Origin of the sequence: Clostridium cochlearium (genome assembly GCF_900187165.1) — a bacterium.
Taxonomy (GTDB): Bacteria; Bacillota; Clostridia; order Clostridiales; family Clostridiaceae; genus Clostridium_G; species Clostridium_G cochlearium.
The window spans coordinates 613,429-631,645 of sequence record NZ_LT906477.1; the positions used below are offsets into that span (position 1 = coordinate 613,429).

Consider the following 18,217-nt stretch of genomic DNA (forward strand, 5'->3'; position numbering starts at 1 on the left):
GGTGAAATCTATGTTAGATATGTATGTAATGGTAGACGGTAAAAAATTAAGATGCGGATATACTACGGGTTCTTGTGCTACAGCAGCGGCAAAGGCTGCTACATATATGCTTTACAATGAAAAAGAAGTAAAAACTATAGATATAGACACTCCAAAAGGAGTAAGACTTCATTTAGATATAAAAAAGATAAATAGAAAAGAAGACTATGTAGAATGTTGTGTTATTAAAGATGGTGGGGACGATCCAGATGCAACTCATGGCATGGAAATATGGGCAAGAGCGGAGAAAAAAGATAGCGGATACACTCTAAAAGGTGGAGAAGGTGTAGGAGTAGTACAAGGAGAGGGGCTTTATGTAGCTAAGGGAGAACCTGCCATAAATCCCGTTCCTAGAACTATGATAGAAAGTGAAGTAAAATCTGTATTACCTAAAGATAAGGGAGTGGAAATAACAATTTTTGCTCCAGAAGGAACGGAAATCGCTAAAAAAACCTTTAATCCAAGATTAAATATAGTTGGAGGAATATCTATTTTAGGAACCTCAGGCATTGTAATGCCAATGTCTGAAGAGGCTTTAAAACAATCTATAGAATTGGAAATAAAACAAAAGATAGCCAGTGGTCATAAGGATTTAATATTGGTTTTTGGAAATATAGGTGAAAGAAAAGGAATAGAATTGGGTTTAGATCCAAATAAAATGGTATCTATATCTAATTTCGTAGGATTTGCGCTAGATTGTTGTAGAGGAAATGGAATAAAGGATATAACATTGATAGGACACATAGGTAAAATGTGTAAAATAGCAGCGGGATGTTTCAATACTCATAGCAGGGTATGTGATGTTAGATTAGAAGTATTGTCCCTAGAATTAGCATTAATGGGCTACGATATAGATTTAGTAAAAAGTGTATATAACCAAAAGACTACTGAAGGAGCAGTAAAATTCCTAGGAGAAGGCTATGACAAACTCTATGAAAGAATAGCTAAAAAAATAGCTAAAAGAATAGAAATATATAGCTATGGAGAAATCTCTCCAAAGATTTTAATGTTCTCCATGGAAAAGACCTTATTCAGTGAATAAAAGGGGGCGATAAGCATGGTATATATAGTTGGCATAGGACCTGGTCATAGGGACTATATAATGCCTAAAGCTATAGATGTATTAAAAAAAGTAGATATAATAGTAGGTTTTGGTAGAGCTATGGAAAGTGTAGATTTTTTACCTACTAAGAAAATAAAAGTGGGAAAAATAAAAGAAGTAGTGGAAATATTAAATGAAAATACAGATAAAAACATAGCGGTAGTGGCATCAGGAGATCCTCTGTTTTTTGGAATTACAGAGTATATAAAAAGAGAATATAAAAAAGATATAGAGATAATACCAGGCATTAGTTCCTTTCAATATCTTATGGGTAAATTAAATAAAAGTTGGAATAATGCTTATTTAGGTAGTCTTCATGGAAGAGAAGATGAGTTTATAAAAATAGTAAAGAAAAACCCTATATCTATATGGCTTACAGACAGTAAAAATAGTCCAGATAAACTAGCTGAATTATTGTTTACAAATGGATTAAATCCTTATATGTATGTAGGAGAAGAACTATCCTATGAAAATGAAAGAATATTGGAAGGGCAAGCAGAAAAAATAAAGGGTGAAATTTTTTCAAAACTTTCTGTAGTAATTATTGAAAATAATAATTTTGTAACTAAAGAAGATATTCATTTTATAAAGGATGATGAATTCATAAGAGGGGATTGTCCTATGACAAAAGAAGAAGTGAGAATGCTTACTGCTATTAAAATGGATATAAAAGAAGAAGACAAAGTTTTAGATATAGGAGCTGGAACTGGCTCTGTAAGTATTCAAGCCTGTAAATTATGTCCCCTAGGAAAAGTTATAGCAATAGAAAAAGAAGAAGAGGCAATAAGCGTAATTAGAGAAAATAAGAAAAAATTTAATGCTCATAATTTAGAAATAATAGAGGGAGAAGCTTTATCCCTAAAAGATAAAATACAAGAAAACTTTAATTCTATATTCATAGGTGGAAGTGGTGGAAACCTAGAAGATTTAATAAAAGAATATAGTAAAAAATTAAAAGATAATGGAAAAATTGTACTTAATTTTATAACAATAAATAATTTATATAAGGCCATGAATACTTTGAAAGAGTTAGGTTTTAAGGTTAAATGTACTCAAGTATCTATAAGTAAAACTAGAGGTGAAACTTACATGTTAATGGGGTATAATCCAATATTTATAATAGAAGGAGAAAAGAAAAATGGCTAAATTATATGGAATAGGTGTAGGACCAGGAAGTGAAGAACTTTTAACAGTAAAAGCTGTAAATATATTAAAAAATGCAAAGGTAGTTATTGCTCCATCTTCAAAAAATGGAGGGGATAGCATAGCACTACAAGCTTGCAAGAAATACATAAATAAAGATGCCCAAATAATAGTAAAACATTTCCCTATGGGAAAATCTGATAGAGAAGAAAAAATATATAATGCTTTTAAAACTATAGAGGATTACTTACAAAAAAATGAAGACGTAGTTTTCCTAACTATAGGAGATCCTTTTGTATATAGCACTTACATATATCTTTTAGAGCACATAAATGCAAAGGGATATCAAACAGAAACAGTTCCAGGAATAACTTCTTTTTGTGCTGCTGCAAGTTTAGCAGGACAGGAATTAGTAATAGGAGATGAACCATTATTAATACTACCATCTACTAGATTAGATAGCATAAAAGATGAAAAATATGTGGTTATAATGAAATTATATAATAATGAAGAAAAAGTTTTAAATTTCTTAGAGGAGAGAAATTTTAAATATGTATGTGTAAGAAGAGCTTATAGAGAAGGGCAACAAATACTTAGAAAAAGACAAGAGATAATAGATAACAAAGATTATATGTCTCTTATAATTGCAAATAGAGAGTAAGAAGGGGAAGATTATTATGAGTAAAAATACTTCAAAGGTATATTTCATAGGAGCGGGACCAGGAGATGTGGATTTAATTACAGTAAAAGGAAGAGATATATTAGCGAAAGCAGATGTTGTTATATATGCAGGTTCTTTAGTAAGCAAAGAACACTTAGATTTTTGTAAAAAAGATGTAGAAAAATACAATTCAGCTTCCATGACTCTAGAGGATGTTCTAGAAGTTATGAAAAAAGCTAATAATGAAGGTAAATCAGTAGTTAGACTTCATACAGGAGATCCATCTATGTATGGAGCTATAAAAGAACAAATGGATGAATTAGATAAGCTTAATATGGAATATGAAGTTGTTCCAGGAGTTAGTTCCTGTTTTGCAGCGGCAGCAGCTATAAAAAGAGAATTTACACTTCCTAAGGTAACTCAAACTTTAATACTTACTAGAGTGGAAGGAAGAACTCCAGTACCAGAAGGAGAAGATTTAGAAAAATTAGCATCTGTTGGTGCATCTATGGCAATTTTCTTGTCTATTAGTATGATAGATAAGGTAGTAGAAAAATTGAGAAAAGGTTATGGAAGAAATGTACCTATTGCTGTAGTGGAAAGAGCTACTTGGGAAGATGAAAGAGCTATTATTGGTACTTTAGATGATATAGCTGATAAAGTTAAAGAAGCTAATATAACTAAGTGTGCCCAAATACTAGTTGGAGATTTTATAGATTGTGATTATGATAAAAGTCTTCTATATGATAAAAGCTTTTCACACATGTACAGAAAGGCAGAAAAATAATATATGAAAATGGCTATTATAACTATTACCCAAAATGGAGATAAAATTGCAACTACCATAGAAAAACTTTTAAAGGGTGATGTAACTATATTTTCTAAAAATAATAGTGAAAACTTTGTTTTTAAAGATGTAGTTAAAAAAGCTTTTGAAGAATTTGAAGCTATAGTTTTTATAACTTCTACGGGAATAGCAGTAAGATCCATAGCGCATTATATAAAATCTAAGGATAAGGATCCAGCAGTGATAGTTATAGATAATTCAGGAAATTATGTTATTAGTCTTTTAAGTGGTCACTTAGGAGGAGCAAATGAAATAAGTTTAAAAATAGCGGAAACAATAAAGGCTACACCTGTTATTACTACTGCTACAGATAATTTAGGAATTACTGCTCCAGATATGATTGCTAAAGAAAATAACCTTATAATAGATAGTTTAAAAGATGCAAAAGATATAGCATCCCTTCTTGTAGGGGAAGAGAAAGTTGCATTTTTAGATGAAGAAAATATAATATCTACCCCTAAGGGATATACAAAGGATTTTAAAGATAGTAAGGGAGTGGTTTATGTCACTAATAAAATTGATTATAAACTACCAGATGAACTATCAAATATGAAAAAGTTAAAACTTATAAGAAAAAATATAGTACTTGGTATAGGGTGTAGAAAAGATTATTCAAAGGAAGCTATGGAGAATAATGTTGCTAATACATTAAGGGAATATAACATAGACAAAAGAGCCATAGAATCTATAGGAACAGTAGAAATTAAAAAAGAAGAAGAGGCTATTATTAATTTATCACAAAAGCTTCAAGCTCCCATGAAAATATTTACTATAGATGAAATAAAGGAAGTTCATAAGGATTTTGAAGGAAGTGACTTTGTGGAAAAGACCATAGGGGTTAGGTCTGTTGCAGAACCCTGTGTTAAATTACAAGGTGGGAATAATATAAGTGGTAAATTAAAATTAAATGGAATGACGTTGTGCATTGGACAGAACACAATCCATAAGGAAAGGTGATTATTTTGGGAAAACTATATGTAATAGGAATTGGTCCAGGAGGACTTGATCATATGACATTAAAGGCTGTGAAGGCTATAGAAGAAAGTGAAATAATTGTTGGATATACAAAGTATATAGATATGGTAAAAAGTTTAATAGAAAATAAGGAAGTAGTTTCTACTGGTATGAAAGGTGAAGTAGAAAGATGTAAAAAGGCATTAGAACTTTCAAAGGATAAAACTGTATCTATAATAAGTACTGGGGATGCAGGTATATATGGTATGGCAGGATTAATACTAGAATTAAAAAAGGATGAGAATGTAGAGATAATTCCAGGAGTTACAGCATCATCTTCTGCAGCATCTGTATTAGGTTCCCCAATTATGCATGATAATTGTAATATAAGTTTAAGTGACTTAATGACACCTTATGAATTAATAAAAAATAGAATAGAACTTGCAGCCAAAGGAGATTTTGTAATTTCACTATATAATCCTAGAAGTAAGGGAAGACCTCACTATTTAAAAGAATGTTTAGATATAATAAAAAAGCATAGAAAAGGAAATACTCCAATTGGAGTAGTGAAAAATGCTCTAAGAGAGGGACAAGAAATTACTGTAACTGATTTAGATAGCTTTAATGAGGAAATTGTAGATATGTTTTCTATTGTAATTATAGGTAATAGCCAAAGTTATATAAAAGAAGGAAAATTTATAACACCAAGAGGATATTCTTTGTAAAAACCTGGAGGATTTTTTATGATTGGTTTAATTAGTGGAACATCTGAAGGAAAAGAACTTCTTTCAAATTTAAATAGGTATACAGATAATATATTAGTATCTACGGCTACATCCTATGGTGGAGAATTATTAAAGGACTATAAATACAAATACTTAAATACAACTCCATTGGATAAGGAAAATATGATAAAACTTTTTAAAGAAAAAAAGGTAGAAGTTTTAATAGATGCTTCTCATCCCTATGCGTTGGAAGTAAGTAAAAATGCCATGGAAGTTTGTAATTGTATAGGGATAGAATATATTAGATTTGAAAGAGAAAAAATTATTGAAAAATTTTTAGGAGAAGAAAAGATATTAGTAGTAGAAAATTACGAGGATTTGTATTCTAAATTAAAATATATAAAAGGAAATATACTAAATACTACAGGTAGTAGAAATATGGATAAAATAATAAAATTAAATTTGGAAAATAGAATAATTCATAGAGTTCTGCCATCTTTAAAAGTTATAAAAGAATGTTTTGATTTAGGTGTAGAATTACACAATATCATAGCTATTAAAGGACCTATTACTTATGATTTAAACAGAGCTTTTATAAGAGAATACAATGCTAAAGCTATATTACTTAAAGATAGCGGCAAAGAAGGTGGAACAGAAGAAAAAATAAGAGCTGCCATAGATGAAAATATATATGCTATTGTAGTAGATAGAAAAAGTTTAGATTATAAGAATAAATTTAATAATAAGGAAGAAGTTATTAAGTATTTAAAAAAGTTACAATACATATAAAAGGGAGTATCAATAAAATATGTGTGGTAATTCAGTGTAATAACTCTCCTAATTAATCAAAATAAATATTAGTAATTAGGAGAGGATAATATTATGAAAATAAATAAAATAGTAATAACAGCCCTTTTTATAGCTTTATCTTTTATAGGGGCAAATATAAAAATTATGGGTACTATAGCTTTTGATGCCATGCCAGGATTTTTAGGAGCACTTCTTTTAGGGCCAGTGTATGGTGGAATAATTGGAGGAGTAGGACATTTTTTAACTGCATTAACTAGTGGTTTTCCTCTTTCCTTGCCAGTGCACTTAGTAATAACTGTAATTATGGCAGTTACTATGGCTATATTCGCTTTAGTTTATAAGTTACTGGTAAATAAAAATAAAGTATTGGCAATTATTTTAGCAGTAATAGTAGGTGTAACTGTAAATGGACCAATTAATTTATTAGTTTTATCACCTCTTTTAATGCCAATAATGGGTAAGGCAGGAATACTTGCATTAGTTCCTGTACTTTCAGCAGTAGCTGCCATAAATGCAATAGTTGCAGTATTAATTTATAAATTTTTACCAAGGAGCTTAAAAAACTATGAAAATAAGTAAAGTTAGGGATCTTACGTTAATTAAGTTAACAGAGGATAAAAATTTAATAGTTGCTTGTGACAGTTGTGGAGGTATTGGAAACAAACTTGAGGATACCTTAAAAGTACCAGCATTTATTGTAGGAAAATTTACAGCAAGGGTAGCATTAATGGAAGTTCTATGTACAGGAGCAGAAATAGTTTCTATAACAGATGCTGTTTGCAATGAAATGGAGCCTACAGGTAGTGAAATAATAAGAGGTATAAAACAAGAACTAAAAGAAGCTAATATAAATAACATAACCTTAAATGGAAGTACAGAAGAAAATTTTCCTACTAAGGCCACAGGTCTTGGAATTACTGTGATTGGAATTGTAGATGATGGAAAAATGAGAGTTAATAATATAAAAAAAGATTGTTTGCTTATCTCTATAGGAACTCCTAAAGTAGGAAAAGAAATAAATATAGAAGGTTATGATGAAGAAATAGCAAACTATAATCATATATATAGCTTATTAAAAGAGGAAGAGGCTTATGAAATAGTTCCAGTAGGATCTAAAGGTATATTGTTTGAGGCAGAAGAGTTAGCTAAAAATAATAATTGTAAATTTTATTTAAGAGAAAATAAGATTAATGAGGATATAAGAAAAACTGCAGGGCCTGCTACGGTTATAATTGCAGCAGTTTCAAAAAAAGTATATGAAAAGGTAAAGAATATAGAAAATATAAATCTTTTAGGTGAAATAAAAAAAGAAACCTAAATATTATAAAGTGAAAAGAAAGGAAAGATGTTTTTATGTCAAAAAAGGGTATCTTAGTAGTAAGTTTTGGGACAAGTTATGAGGAAACAAGAAAGGCTACAATTGAAGCTATAGAAAATAAAATAAGAGAAACCTATAAAGATTATGAAGTTAGAAGAGCATTTACTTCTGGAATGATAATTAATAAATTAAAGAATAGAGATAATATACACATAGATAATCCAGAAGAGGCTTTAGAAAAAATGGCTAGGGATGGATTTGAAGAGGTTATAGTACAATCTCTACATATAATTCCAGGAGATGAATACGATGAAATAAAAATAGCTGTTCATAGATTTAGAAATAAAAAAGCATTTAAAAAACTTACACTAGGAAGACCTCTACTTTATAGAATAGAAGATTATTTTAATGTAGTAGAAGCTTTAAAACCACAAATACCTGAAATTAGAGAAGATTCTGCAGTGCTATTTATGGGACATGGAAGTGTACATCATTCTAATTCATGTTATTCACAATTTCAATATGTATTAAAACAAAGCGGTTTGAAAAATATTTTTGTAGCTAATGTAGAAGGATTTCCAGAAATAGATGTAGTTGTTCGTAAGCTAAAAGAAAGAAATATAAAAGAAGTAACATTAATGCCTTTTATGATAGTAGCAGGAGATCATGCAACAAATGATATGGCGGGGGAAGATGAGGATTCATGGAAGAATATATTAGAAAAAGAAGGTTTTAAAGTAAATATATATCTTCATGGATTAGGAGAAAATAGGGGAATACAAGATATCTATACTCAATATGTTCAAGATTGTATAGATAATAATCCATTAAAAGAACAAATATAGATATAAGTATTTATTTGTGTTATATTATTAAATAAGGAATAAATAAATTTAACTATATGAAAGAAGGGATTTATATGTCAAATAAAGGATATGTTCAAGTATATACTGGCAATGGTAAAGGTAAAACTACAGCGGCTTTAGGTTTATCTTTAAGAGCTACTTGTGCTGGTAAAAAAGTATTTTTTGGTCAATTTACAAAGGGAATGAATTATAGTGAATTAAAAGCTCCAGAAATACTTCCAAATTTCACATTAGAACAGTTTGGAAGAAATGCTTTCATATTTGGTACACCTTCAAAAGCTGATATAGAGGAAGCGAAAAAAGGGTTAAAAAGAGCAGAGGAAGTTCTAACATCAGGTGAATATGATGTTGTAGTTTTTGATGAAATAAATATAGCTTTATTTTATGAATTATTTTCAGTTCAAGAAGTTTTAGATTTATTAGATAAAAAAGCAGAACATACTGAAGTAATATTAACAGGAAGATATGCACCACAAGAGATAATAGACAGAGCAGATTTAGTTACAGAAATGAGAGAAATAAAACATTACTATACTCAAGGAGTTCCTTGTAGAAAAGGAATAGAAAATTAATAGTTAAAATAAAATAATATGAATAAAAAGGTGAAATAGTTATTTCTTAAAAGGGAAGTATGGTGAAAATCCATCACGGTCCCGCCACTGTAATCAGGGAGTTAGATTTTACCACTGTTGAATAATGGGAAGGTAAAGTTTATTAAAACTATGAACTGTAAGTCAGGATACCTGCCTTTTTATTAAAGTAAGCATTCCTACGAGGATAGGAGATGTGGTAGTTTTGTGAAGCTAAAACATCTTTTCCTAGGGAAAGATGTTTTTTCAATGCAAAAGGGGGAATTAATTTGACAAAGGATTTGTCTACTATGGAAACTTTATTCCAAGCTATGACAGATGATATGAGAGCAAATATAGAAAAATTATTTAATATAGCAGAAAAAGATAAAGAAAAGACTGCTCAACTCATGAATTTAGTAGAACATAAAATAAAATTTGTTTCAATAGAAAGCAAACGATATTGGAAACCAATTATAAATTACAGTAGATGTGATAAATGTAAAAAATGTATAGAAGTTTGTAGTAAAGTATATTATTTTAACAATGAAAAAAATAGAGTGGAAATAAAAGGTGAAAATTGTGAATTATTATGTAAAGATTGTCAAAATGTATGCAAGCAGGATGCTATAGATTTACCAAATAGAAAAGATATGTTAGACTATTTCTATATAGAATAATAATGATTTGGAGGAGAAATCATGGAGGAGAAAGGATATATTCAAGTTTATACAGGGAATGGTAAAGGAAAGACTACAGCAGCATTAGGTCTAGCATTAAGAGCAACTTGTGCAGGAAAAAAAGTTTTTATGGGGCAATTTGTCAAGGGAATGAAATATAGTGAATTAAATGCTATAAACTATTTACCCTATTTTGTTATAGAAAGGTTTGGAAAGAATTGTTTCATATATAATGACCCCACTGAAGATGATATAAACAGAGCAGTCAAGGGCTTAAAAAGGATTGAAGAAGTAATAAATTCTGAGGAATATGATGTAGTAATTTTAGATGAAGTAAATATAGCCTTGTTTTATAATTTATTTTCACCAGAGGATGTTATAAAAATTTTAGATAAAAAACCTGAAAAAACAGAAATTATTTTAACAGGAAGATATGCACCACAAGAAATAATAGATAGAGCAGATTTAGTTACAGAGATGGCAGAAATAAAACACTATTATTATAAAGGTGTTAAATGTAGAAAAGGTATAGAAAATTAAAATATAAAAAAGTTATTTAATAATTATTCATTAATTAAAGTTTTTGTTATAGATTTGTAATTTTTTTTAGTATAGAATGTAGTAGAATAATAGTAGGTTATGAAAAAGTATTAAAGGCAAGGGTGATGTAATATGAAGCAAGATAAAGATTATGGAATGAATTTGTACTCGGAAAATAAAAGAAGAAATAGGAAAAATAGAAAAAGAAGAAGAAGACGAACTATATTTCTGCTTGCTGTTTTAATTGTATTTGCAGGAGGCATATGGATTAAAAGTTCTATTAATAAGAAAAAAGTTTTATCCAATAATGAAAAACAACAAGAAATTATAGAAAATAAAGAGAAAAATGATGATGAAAAACTTCAAGAAAATGAGAAAAATAAAGAAATAAAAGATAATGCAGAAGAGGATAAAACCGATAATGATAAAAAAGAGGACAAGGGTCTTTTAGTTGGACAAGATGGTCTTAAAAGAGATAAAAATAATACTATTGTTATGACTGTTGATGAAATATGGGGTAATGCAGATAAAAAGAAAATTGCGTTTTTAACATTTGATGATGGTCCAAGCATGTATACTCCACAAATATTAGATATATTAAAAAAATATAATGTAAAAGCTACTTTTTTTGTACTAGGGACTTCTGTAGAATCAAATCCTGAGTACTTAAAAAGAGAAGTGGAAGAAGGACATGCTATAGGTAATCACACTTATAGTCATAATATAAAGTATTTTGGCAATTATACTCCACAAGGCTTTGTACAAGATGTAAAAAAGTGTGATAATGCTATTAAGTCAGTTTTGGGACAAGATTTTAAAACTAATTTAGTAAGATTTCCGGGGGGATCTTTTAATCATAAAAGTTATGAAAATGAACTTTTAAATGCCGGTTTTAAACATATAGATTGGAATATAGAAAATGGCGATGCAAGAAGATTAAATGTACCTAAAGAAGAGTTGTTAAATAATGTGAAAAGGGACATGGTAAATCACAATCATTTAGTAATACTAATGCATGACTCAGCCACTAAAAAAACTACAGTAGAATCCTTACCAGAGTTAATAGAATATCTTAAAGGTCAAGGTTTTGAATTTGGCATAATAAGTCAAAATAACTAATATAAAAAGCATATATTAGGATAGAATTTTTAATGTTTTATCTTATATATGCTTTTAATCTTTTTTTAATAAGGCAAATATGTTAAAATTTTAATTGATTGCAATAATTTTAATAAGAAGGGATAGAGAGTATGTTAGATATTCAAAATGTAGGTTTAAAGGTAGAAGAAAATGGAGAAGAAATTACAATATTAGACAATATAAACCTAAACATTGAAGAGGGTAAAATTTATGTAATAACAGGTCCTAATGGAGGTGGTAAAACTACTCTTTCAAAGTTACTTATGGGTATAAGAAAACCTTCATCAGGTAAAATAATTTTTAATGGAGAAAATATAACTAATTTAGATATAAATGAAAGAGCAAAGTTAGGAATAGGATATGCTTTTCAACAACCAGCACGATTTAAAGGCATAAAGGTAAAAGAACTTTTAGAAATAGCTGCAAAAGCAGATGAGAAAAAAGACTTAGATCTTTGTAAAGTTCTTTTAGATGTAGGACTTTGTCCACAGGATTATTTAAATAGAGAAATAAATAATAGTCTTTCTGGAGGAGAGTTAAAGAGAATAGAAATAGCTACAATTCTAGTTAGAGATTTAAAGTTAGCAGTTTTTGATGAACCGGAAGCGGGAATTGATTTATGGAGTTTTCAAAAACTAGTGGAAACTTTTAAAAATCTTAATCGAGAAAAAAAATTAACTCTAGTTATAATTTCTCATCAAGAGAGAATAATTCAATTAGCAGATGAAGTGATTATAATATCCGAAGGTAAAATAGAAAAGAAAACTTCAAAAGATGAAATACTATCTAAAGTAACTTTTGGGGTAGAATGTGGCTGTAATGCTGTCTGTGAAAGGAGAAATTAATATGTTAGGATCAGTAGAAGAGAGAATATTAAATGTCATAGATAATGTTAAAGATATATTTTCTGGAGCACATAATATAAGAAAAGATGGAGAAAAATTAGAAAGAAGTATTTCTAACAATATACATATAAAAAATAAGGAAGATAAAAGCGGAATAGATGTTATTGTAAAACCTGGCACTAAAGGAGAAAGTGTACATATACCAGTTATTTTAACTCAAGAAGGCCTTAGTGATAAGGTATATAATACTTTTGAAATAGGTGAAAATTCAGAAGTTGAGGTAGTTGCAGGATGTGGAATACATAATCCAGGACATTCAAAAACGCAGCATGATGGAGTTCATGAATTTTTTGTAAGAAAAGGTGCAAAATTAAAGTATAGTGAAAAACATTACGCAGAAGGAGAGGGAAAGGGAAAAAAAGTTTTCAATTCAAAAACCATTCTTCATGTAGAAGAAGGTGGAAAGGTTGAAATGGAAATAATACAAATTAAGGGAGTAGATGATACGGAAAGAGAAACAGAAATCTATTTACAAAAGGAAGCTAGTTTAGTTATTACAGAAAGAATGATGACAGAAGGAAAGCAGAAGGCAAAATCTGATATACAAATAGAATTAAAAGGAGAAGATTCAACAGCACAGGTAATTTCACGTTCTGTAGCAAAAGATGATTCAAATCAAAAATTTAATTTTAATGTTGTAGGTAAAAATAAATGTAGAGCCCATGTACAATGTGACTCTATTATAATGGGAAATTCTAAAGTTGAATCAATTCCTGCTATAGCGGCAAAGCACAATGAAGCAGAGCTTATACATGAAGCAGCTATTGGGAAAATTGCAAATGATCAACTTATAAAATTAATGTCCTTAGGACTTACTGAAAAAGAAGCTGAAGATACTATATTAAAAGGCTTTTTAAAATAGTTATAAAAGGAGTCTACTATGAAAAATAATCAATCAATTTTAAATGTGTTATTCATATTAGTTACTGTAATAACGATTATAAGTAGAAGCTTTGAAGTGGGTTCTATTTATAGAATAATACTATTAGCTATTAGTATTATAATTTCCATACCATATTTTTATATATTAGTAAAAAATAAAATGTATAAAAATAATTTATTAAATTTATTTGTAGCCATATTGGTATTTTTTCAAATAATAAATATAATATATTATACTTATGTTTTAAAAATACAATAAAAAAATAAGCTGTAGAATAATAAATAATAGAAAGGCGGTTTCTATTTAAAACTATTTTTATTGCATACAGCTTATTTTTCAAAATTGACTCTTATTCTTACGATATTAAAAGACTATAGTGCTTGGAATATTACTCATCATTTAACAGTAAGAAAAGAGTTGAGATTTGCAATATTAAATTATTAAAAAAAGCAACCCATGGAAAAGGTTGCTTTTTATCACAATAAGATAATTATTTTGAAATTAATAATCTTATAGCACACAAAACTACCACAACTTTCCCACCGAAAGAGGTTTTTAATAATTTAGGCAGGTCTCCTGGCTTAAGAATCATTCTAACCTTTACCTTCCTTCTTTTTAGAAGTGGTTATTAAAGGCTCGTCATCTATTACAGTAGCGGGGGCTGCTGTGGAATTTAACCACATTCCCTTTTCACCCATTATATACAACAAAATGAGCACCTAAATTTCATTTGTTATTAACTTATGAATAAAGTATATCATCTCAAAATTAATATGTCAACAGTAAAATAACAAAATAATAAAAAATAGCTTAAATAATAAAAATATGATAATTATATATATTATAAATAAACATATTAATATTTTATTTATAATTATTAACAATACCAGGTGTAATTTTTATAAAAATATGTTATAATGTATATGAAATTAATAAATTGATAAAATAAATGGTAAATATTAATAAACTATTAAAAATTAAATATTTGTTTATAAAGTTTCTTGTAAAAAAGAATTAAAAGGGAAGGAGGTGAAAATCCTCCACGGTCCGGCCACTGTAATTGGTGAGTTTATTCCATAAGCCATTGAGATATTCTTGAGAAGGCGGAAATAAATGATGAATCATAAGTCAGGAGACCTGCTTTATAGTAGTGTGAATATACAACTTCCGGAGAAAGTTGGGTATTGAAAATTATATTAAGTTTTAAGGATTAGTATAATACCTTATACTCTCATGGAATTTTGTGGGATATAAGGTTTTTTTATTATAAAAATATTAATTTTATAAAGGGGGTTGAGATAAGTCTTATACTGATTAAAAGAATATATGTAAAGACAAATTATTTCAATTAAAGAGGGGATTAAAATATGTATAAAAAAAGACAGTACAAAAATTTTATCTGTGTGTTGGTTGTAGTGTTAATGCTTTTGACTATTGGAGATGTTGGTATATTAGAAATGGGAACAGTATTTGCAAAAACTAATAAAAAAGATGATACGATAGAAGTAAATTCAGAAGAAAATTTAAATGAAAATAATATACTATCTTTAAAAGAAATTAGAGACATAATAAATAAAATACAAAGTGAAAATATAGGAATAAGCTCTATAAGAATAGTGAATAACTTAGAAGGAATTGAACCCGGAGATGAAATACAATTTGAGGTACAAGATGAATTAGGTCAACAAATACCTGTGGATAATTTAGTATTTACAGTAAATAATGAGGAGTTAGGCAAAATGGATGAAAATATTATTAATAAATTTACAAAATTAGGATCAGATACCGTTGTTATAAAAGTAACTTTGAAAGATAGACCTAATATAAAAGATGAGATTAGAATCTAGCCTGTCCAATTTTTAAAAATTTTCATTTATAAATTATAAATACATTGTAAAAACCTTAAGCTTTTATAAAATGTAAAAGCTTAAGGTTTTTTATATCTATTTATAGGAAATAATTATAGAATATACTAATAAAATATATAAAAATCTGATAAAATATGAGTATAGAACAAAAGAGAGGAGAGACATTTATGGATTATATGAAAGTTTATAATGAATGGTTAAATAATGATTATTTTGATAATGCTACAAGAGAAGAATTAAGGAGTATAGAGGATAATCCTAAAGAAATAGAAGATAGATTTTATAAAAATTTAGAGTTTGGAACAGCTGGACTTAGAGGGAAAATTGCAGCAGGCACAAATAGAATGAATAAATATATAATAGCTAAAGTAACTCAAGGCCTTGCAAAGTTTATAATAAAACAAGGTAAAGAGGCAATGGATAGAGGAGTAGCTATAGCATATGATTGTAGACATTATTCAGATGTTTTTGCAAAAACTGCAGCGTTGGTTTTAGCTGCAAATGGTATTAAAGCATATTTATTTGAAGATTTAAGACCAACTCCAGAACTATCTTATACTGTAAGGAAATTAAACACAATATCAGGCATAGTGGTAACTGCTAGTCATAATCCTAAGGATTACAATGGATATAAAGTATATTGGGAGGATGGAGCACAAATACTAGATAAAATAGCAATACCTATAACAGAAGAGATAAACAATATTAAAGATTTTAAAGAAATAAAGTTTATATCTGAAGAAGAAGCTTTAGAAAAAGGACTTTTAAATATCATAGGTAAAGAAATAGATGATGAATATATAGAAAAAGTTAAATCCTTGTCTATAAGGGATGACATAGATAAGAATATTAAAATAGTGTATACGCCATTAAATGGAACAGGAAACATTCCAGTAAGAAGAGTTTTAAAAGAAAGAGGATTTACTAATGTAGTAGTAGTACCAGAACAGGAAAATCCAGATCCAGATTTTACTACGGTAGGATATCCGAACCCAGAGGATATAAAGGCTTTTGAATATGCTAAAAGACTAGGGGAAAAAGAAGGAGCAGATTTATTATTAGCAACAGATCCTGATTGTGATAGATTGGCAGTAATGGCTAGAAATAAAGAAGGGGAATTCACAGCATTAAATGGCAATCAAACAGGAGCTGTTTTAATTAAGTATCTTGTAGAAAGTAAAGTGGAAAAAGGAACTTTACCTGAAAAACCAATGATAATAAAATCAGTAGTTACTGGTGATATGGGAAAGGTTATAGGGGAAAAGTATGGAGTTACAACCTTTGAATCTCTTACAGGATTTAAAAATATCTGTGGTAAAGAAATGGAAATGAATAAAAAAGGATATAATTTTATTTTTGGATATGAAGAAAGTATAGGATATACCGCTGGAGATTTTGTTAAAGATAAGGACGCAGTTATTGCAGCAATGTTTTTATGTGAAGCGGCAGCTTATTATAAAACACAAGGAAAAACTTTAATAGATGTATTAAATGAAATATATAAAGAGTTTGGATATTATAGAGAAAAATTAATATCACTTATATTAGAAGGTGTAGAAGGACAAAAGAGAATAGGAAGAATGATGGATGTATATAGAAAAGAATTTCCTAAAGTTATAGGGGATGTGAAACTTGTAAAATATATAGATATAAATGAAGGAAAAGAAATTAATCTTATAAGCGGTGAAGAAAAGCCAATAGAATTTCCTAAATCCAATGTACTTAAATTTATATTAGAAGATGGATCTTGGTATGCAGTTAGACCATCTGGAACAGAACCTAAAATAAAAATATACTTATATTCTAAAGGAAGTACTTTAAAAGATTCAGAAAACAAATTAAAAATAATGGAAAAAACTATTATGGAAAAACTTAATTCAGTAGAATAATAGAAATTAAGATATTAATCTAATATCTATAAAGTTTTTTCATTTTACAAATTGCAGTTATAGGAGGATACTACATGGATAAAGTGGGATTAATATTAGAAGGTGGGGGAATGAGAGGTCTCTACACTGCAGGAATATTGGATTATTTTATGGAAAAAGACTTCTATACTCCATATGTAATAGGGGTATCTATGGGTGCGTGTAATGCTACATCTTATGTTTCAAAACAAAAAAAGAGAAATAAGGCTGTAACGATAAATTATGTAAATGATCCTAGATATTTGAGTATTAAAAATATGTTTACATGTAAAAGTTTATTAGGAATAGATTTTATTTATAATGAAATACCTAATACATTGGAACCTTTTGATTTTAAAAACTTTTATAATTCTCAACAAAAATTTATTATAGTTGCCACAGACTGTAAAACAGGTAAAGCAGTATACTTTGATAAAGATAAAGATGATGATATACTTACTATAGTAAGAGCTTCAAGTAGTTTACCATTTATCAGTCCAATAGTTAAATATAATGGTATGGAACTTTTGGATGGAGGTATAACAGATTCTATTCCTATAGGAAAATCTATAAAAGATGGCAATACTAAAAATATTATTATATTAACTAGACCTAAAGGATATAGAAAAGAGCCTTTTAAGAAAAAAAGATTATTAAGAAGATTTTATTCAGGTTATGAAAATCTAATAAAAGCAGTCGAACATAGATATAGAGTATACAATAAAACTTTAGATTATATAGAGAAATTAGAAAAAGAAAATAAAGTTTTTATTTTAAGACCTACAGATAAAATAAAAGTAAAAAGGATAGAAAAAAATACAAAAAAACTAGAAGAACTCTATACAATGGGATATAAAGATGCAGAAAATCAGTATGACAAAATGATAGATTGGATTAATAATGCATAAAGCTATTGACATTGGAAAATATAGAATATATAATATTAGTCAATAGTTTTAATATAAATAAAAAAGACTGTGATAGGAAGAGTAAGTATAAAAGGTAATTATAGCGAGTCGATGGTGGTGAAAGATCGATAGGAATTTTGTACCGAAGAACATCCTTGAGTCTCTAACCGAAATCAATATATTGAGAGTAGACTTAGACGAATCCAGATCGTTAAAGCTGGAGAACATTGTTAGATGTTCTTAAAGAGGAGAGTCTTTTATAGACTAACCAGGGTGGTACCGCGAGAGTTTAAGCTTTTCGTCCCTTATTTGGGATGAAGAGCTTTTTTAAATTAAAAAACTATTTACTAAA

General features: G+C 28.5%; 20 protein-coding genes, 1 pseudogene, 3 riboswitches and 1 other annotated feature. All 21 genes and pseudogenes read left to right on the forward strand.

The genetic code is table 11. From position 1 onward, the window contains the following. The first annotated feature begins 10 nt into the window (after window positions 1-10). The 21 genes and pseudogenes from cbiD to CKV72_RS03055 all read left to right on the forward strand — a co-directional run bounded on the left by cbiD (window position 11) and on the right by CKV72_RS03055 (window position 17,865). Window positions 11-1,081 carry a cobalt-precorrin-5B (C(1))-methyltransferase CbiD gene (gene cbiD / locus CKV72_RS02955; protein WP_095177442.1) on the forward strand — a complete coding sequence of 357 codons (1,071 nt, stop codon included), beginning with the start codon at window positions 11-13 and terminating at the stop codon, window positions 1,079-1,081. Between the two features lie 60 nt (window positions 1,082-1,141). Then, a pseudogene (gene cbiE, locus CKV72_RS02960) lies at window positions 1,142-1,621 on the forward strand (precorrin-6y C5,15-methyltransferase (decarboxylating) subunit CbiE); the annotation flags it as partial. Between the two features lie 96 nt (window positions 1,622-1,717). Next, complete coding sequence (cbiT, locus tag CKV72_RS02965) at window positions 1,718-2,287, forward strand: precorrin-6Y C5,15-methyltransferase (decarboxylating) subunit CbiT (protein ID WP_095178355.1); 570 nt, start codon at window positions 1,718-1,720, stop codon at window positions 2,285-2,287. After that, window positions 2,280-2,945 carry a cobalt-factor II C(20)-methyltransferase gene (locus CKV72_RS02970; RefSeq protein ID WP_095177443.1) on the forward strand — a complete coding sequence of 222 codons (666 nt, stop codon included), beginning with the start codon at window positions 2,280-2,282 and terminating at the stop codon, window positions 2,943-2,945. Before cbiT ends, CKV72_RS02970 begins: the two co-directional genes overlap by 8 nt. 16 nt (window positions 2,946-2,961) lie before the next feature. Further along, window positions 2,962-3,732, forward strand: coding sequence for a precorrin-4 C(11)-methyltransferase (cobM, locus tag CKV72_RS02975; protein ID WP_095177444.1), 771 nt, complete (start codon window positions 2,962-2,964; stop codon window positions 3,730-3,732). Window positions 3,733-3,735: 3 nt separating this feature from the next. Then, window positions 3,736-4,749 carry a cobalt-precorrin 5A hydrolase gene (gene cbiG / locus CKV72_RS02980; protein ID WP_095177445.1) on the forward strand — a complete coding sequence of 338 codons (1,014 nt, stop codon included), beginning with the start codon at window positions 3,736-3,738 and terminating at the stop codon, window positions 4,747-4,749. 5 nt (window positions 4,750-4,754) lie between these two features. Next, window positions 4,755-5,471: a precorrin-3B C(17)-methyltransferase gene (gene cobJ, locus CKV72_RS02985; RefSeq protein WP_095177446.1), complete on the forward strand. Its 717-nt coding sequence runs from the start codon at window positions 4,755-4,757 to the stop codon at window positions 5,469-5,471. 18 nt (window positions 5,472-5,489) lie between these two features. Beyond that, window positions 5,490-6,260 (forward strand): cobalt-precorrin-6A reductase, encoded by a 771-nt coding sequence (locus tag CKV72_RS02990; RefSeq protein WP_095177447.1) that lies wholly within the window; start codon window positions 5,490-5,492, stop codon window positions 6,258-6,260. 93 nt (window positions 6,261-6,353) lie between these two features. Then, a complete protein-coding gene (locus CKV72_RS02995; RefSeq protein WP_095177448.1) occupies window positions 6,354-6,860 on the forward strand; it encodes an ECF transporter S component in 507 nt (168 codons plus the stop codon). Beyond that, entirely contained in the window at window positions 6,847-7,599 is a 753-nt protein-coding gene (locus CKV72_RS03000) for an AIR synthase related protein (RefSeq protein WP_095177449.1), read from the forward strand. Before CKV72_RS02995 ends, CKV72_RS03000 begins: the two co-directional genes overlap by 14 nt. Window positions 7,600-7,634: 35 nt before the next feature. Then, the gene (locus CKV72_RS03005; protein ID WP_095177450.1) at window positions 7,635-8,444 is read left to right on the forward strand and encodes a sirohydrochlorin cobaltochelatase; all 810 of its coding nucleotides are present in this window, start codon (window positions 7,635-7,637) and stop codon (window positions 8,442-8,444) included. Window positions 8,445-8,518: 74 nt separating this feature from the next. Further along, the gene (cobO, locus tag CKV72_RS03010; RefSeq protein ID WP_169712342.1) at window positions 8,519-9,037 is read left to right on the forward strand and encodes a cob(I)yrinic acid a,c-diamide adenosyltransferase; all 519 of its coding nucleotides are present in this window, start codon (window positions 8,519-8,521) and stop codon (window positions 9,035-9,037) included. Window positions 9,038-9,048: 11 nt separating this feature from the next. Continuing rightward, a riboswitch (cobalamin riboswitch) is annotated at window positions 9,049-9,230 on the forward strand. 94 nt (window positions 9,231-9,324) lie between these two features. Further along, window positions 9,325-9,714: an ATP-binding protein gene (locus CKV72_RS03015; RefSeq protein ID WP_095177451.1), complete on the forward strand. Its 390-nt coding sequence runs from the start codon at window positions 9,325-9,327 to the stop codon at window positions 9,712-9,714. Between the two features lie 21 nt (window positions 9,715-9,735). Beyond that, complete coding sequence (cobO, locus tag CKV72_RS03020) at window positions 9,736-10,254, forward strand: cob(I)yrinic acid a,c-diamide adenosyltransferase (protein ID WP_095177452.1); 519 nt, start codon at window positions 9,736-9,738, stop codon at window positions 10,252-10,254. Window positions 10,255-10,386: 132 nt separating this feature from the next. Continuing rightward, window positions 10,387-11,373, forward strand: coding sequence for a polysaccharide deacetylase family protein (locus CKV72_RS03025; RefSeq protein WP_089863133.1), 987 nt, complete (start codon window positions 10,387-10,389; stop codon window positions 11,371-11,373). A gap of 131 nt (window positions 11,374-11,504) precedes the next feature. Beyond that, window positions 11,505-12,239 carry an ABC transporter ATP-binding protein gene (locus tag CKV72_RS03030; protein ID WP_089863131.1) on the forward strand — a complete coding sequence of 245 codons (735 nt, stop codon included), beginning with the start codon at window positions 11,505-11,507 and terminating at the stop codon, window positions 12,237-12,239. Between the two features lies 1 nt (window position 12,240). Next, window positions 12,241-13,161, forward strand: a complete 921-nt coding sequence (locus tag CKV72_RS03035) for a SufB/SufD family protein (RefSeq protein ID WP_089863129.1) — start codon at window positions 12,241-12,243, stop codon at window positions 13,159-13,161. An 18-nt stretch (window positions 13,162-13,179) separates the two neighbouring features. Continuing rightward, a complete protein-coding gene (locus tag CKV72_RS03040; protein WP_089863128.1) occupies window positions 13,180-13,440 on the forward strand; it encodes a hypothetical protein in 261 nt (86 codons plus the stop codon). A gap of 291 nt (window positions 13,441-13,731) precedes the next feature. Continuing rightward, window positions 13,732-13,920, reverse strand: a riboswitch (cobalamin riboswitch). A 239-nt stretch (window positions 13,921-14,159) separates the two neighbouring features. Further along, window positions 14,160-14,341, forward strand: a riboswitch (cobalamin riboswitch). Window positions 14,342-14,549: 208 nt separating this feature from the next. Then, entirely contained in the window at window positions 14,550-15,029 is a 480-nt protein-coding gene (locus CKV72_RS03045; protein ID WP_095177453.1) for a hypothetical protein, read from the forward strand. Window positions 15,030-15,217: 188 nt separating this feature from the next. Then, window positions 15,218-16,939, forward strand: a complete 1,722-nt coding sequence (locus tag CKV72_RS03050) for a phospho-sugar mutase (protein ID WP_095177454.1) — start codon at window positions 15,218-15,220, stop codon at window positions 16,937-16,939. Window positions 16,940-17,013: 74 nt separating this feature from the next. Beyond that, complete coding sequence (locus tag CKV72_RS03055) at window positions 17,014-17,865, forward strand: patatin-like phospholipase family protein (RefSeq protein ID WP_095177455.1); 852 nt, start codon at window positions 17,014-17,016, stop codon at window positions 17,863-17,865. A gap of 60 nt (window positions 17,866-17,925) precedes the next feature. Beyond that, window positions 17,926-18,174: a binding site (T-box leader), on the forward strand. Window positions 18,175-18,217 lie beyond the last annotated feature (43 nt).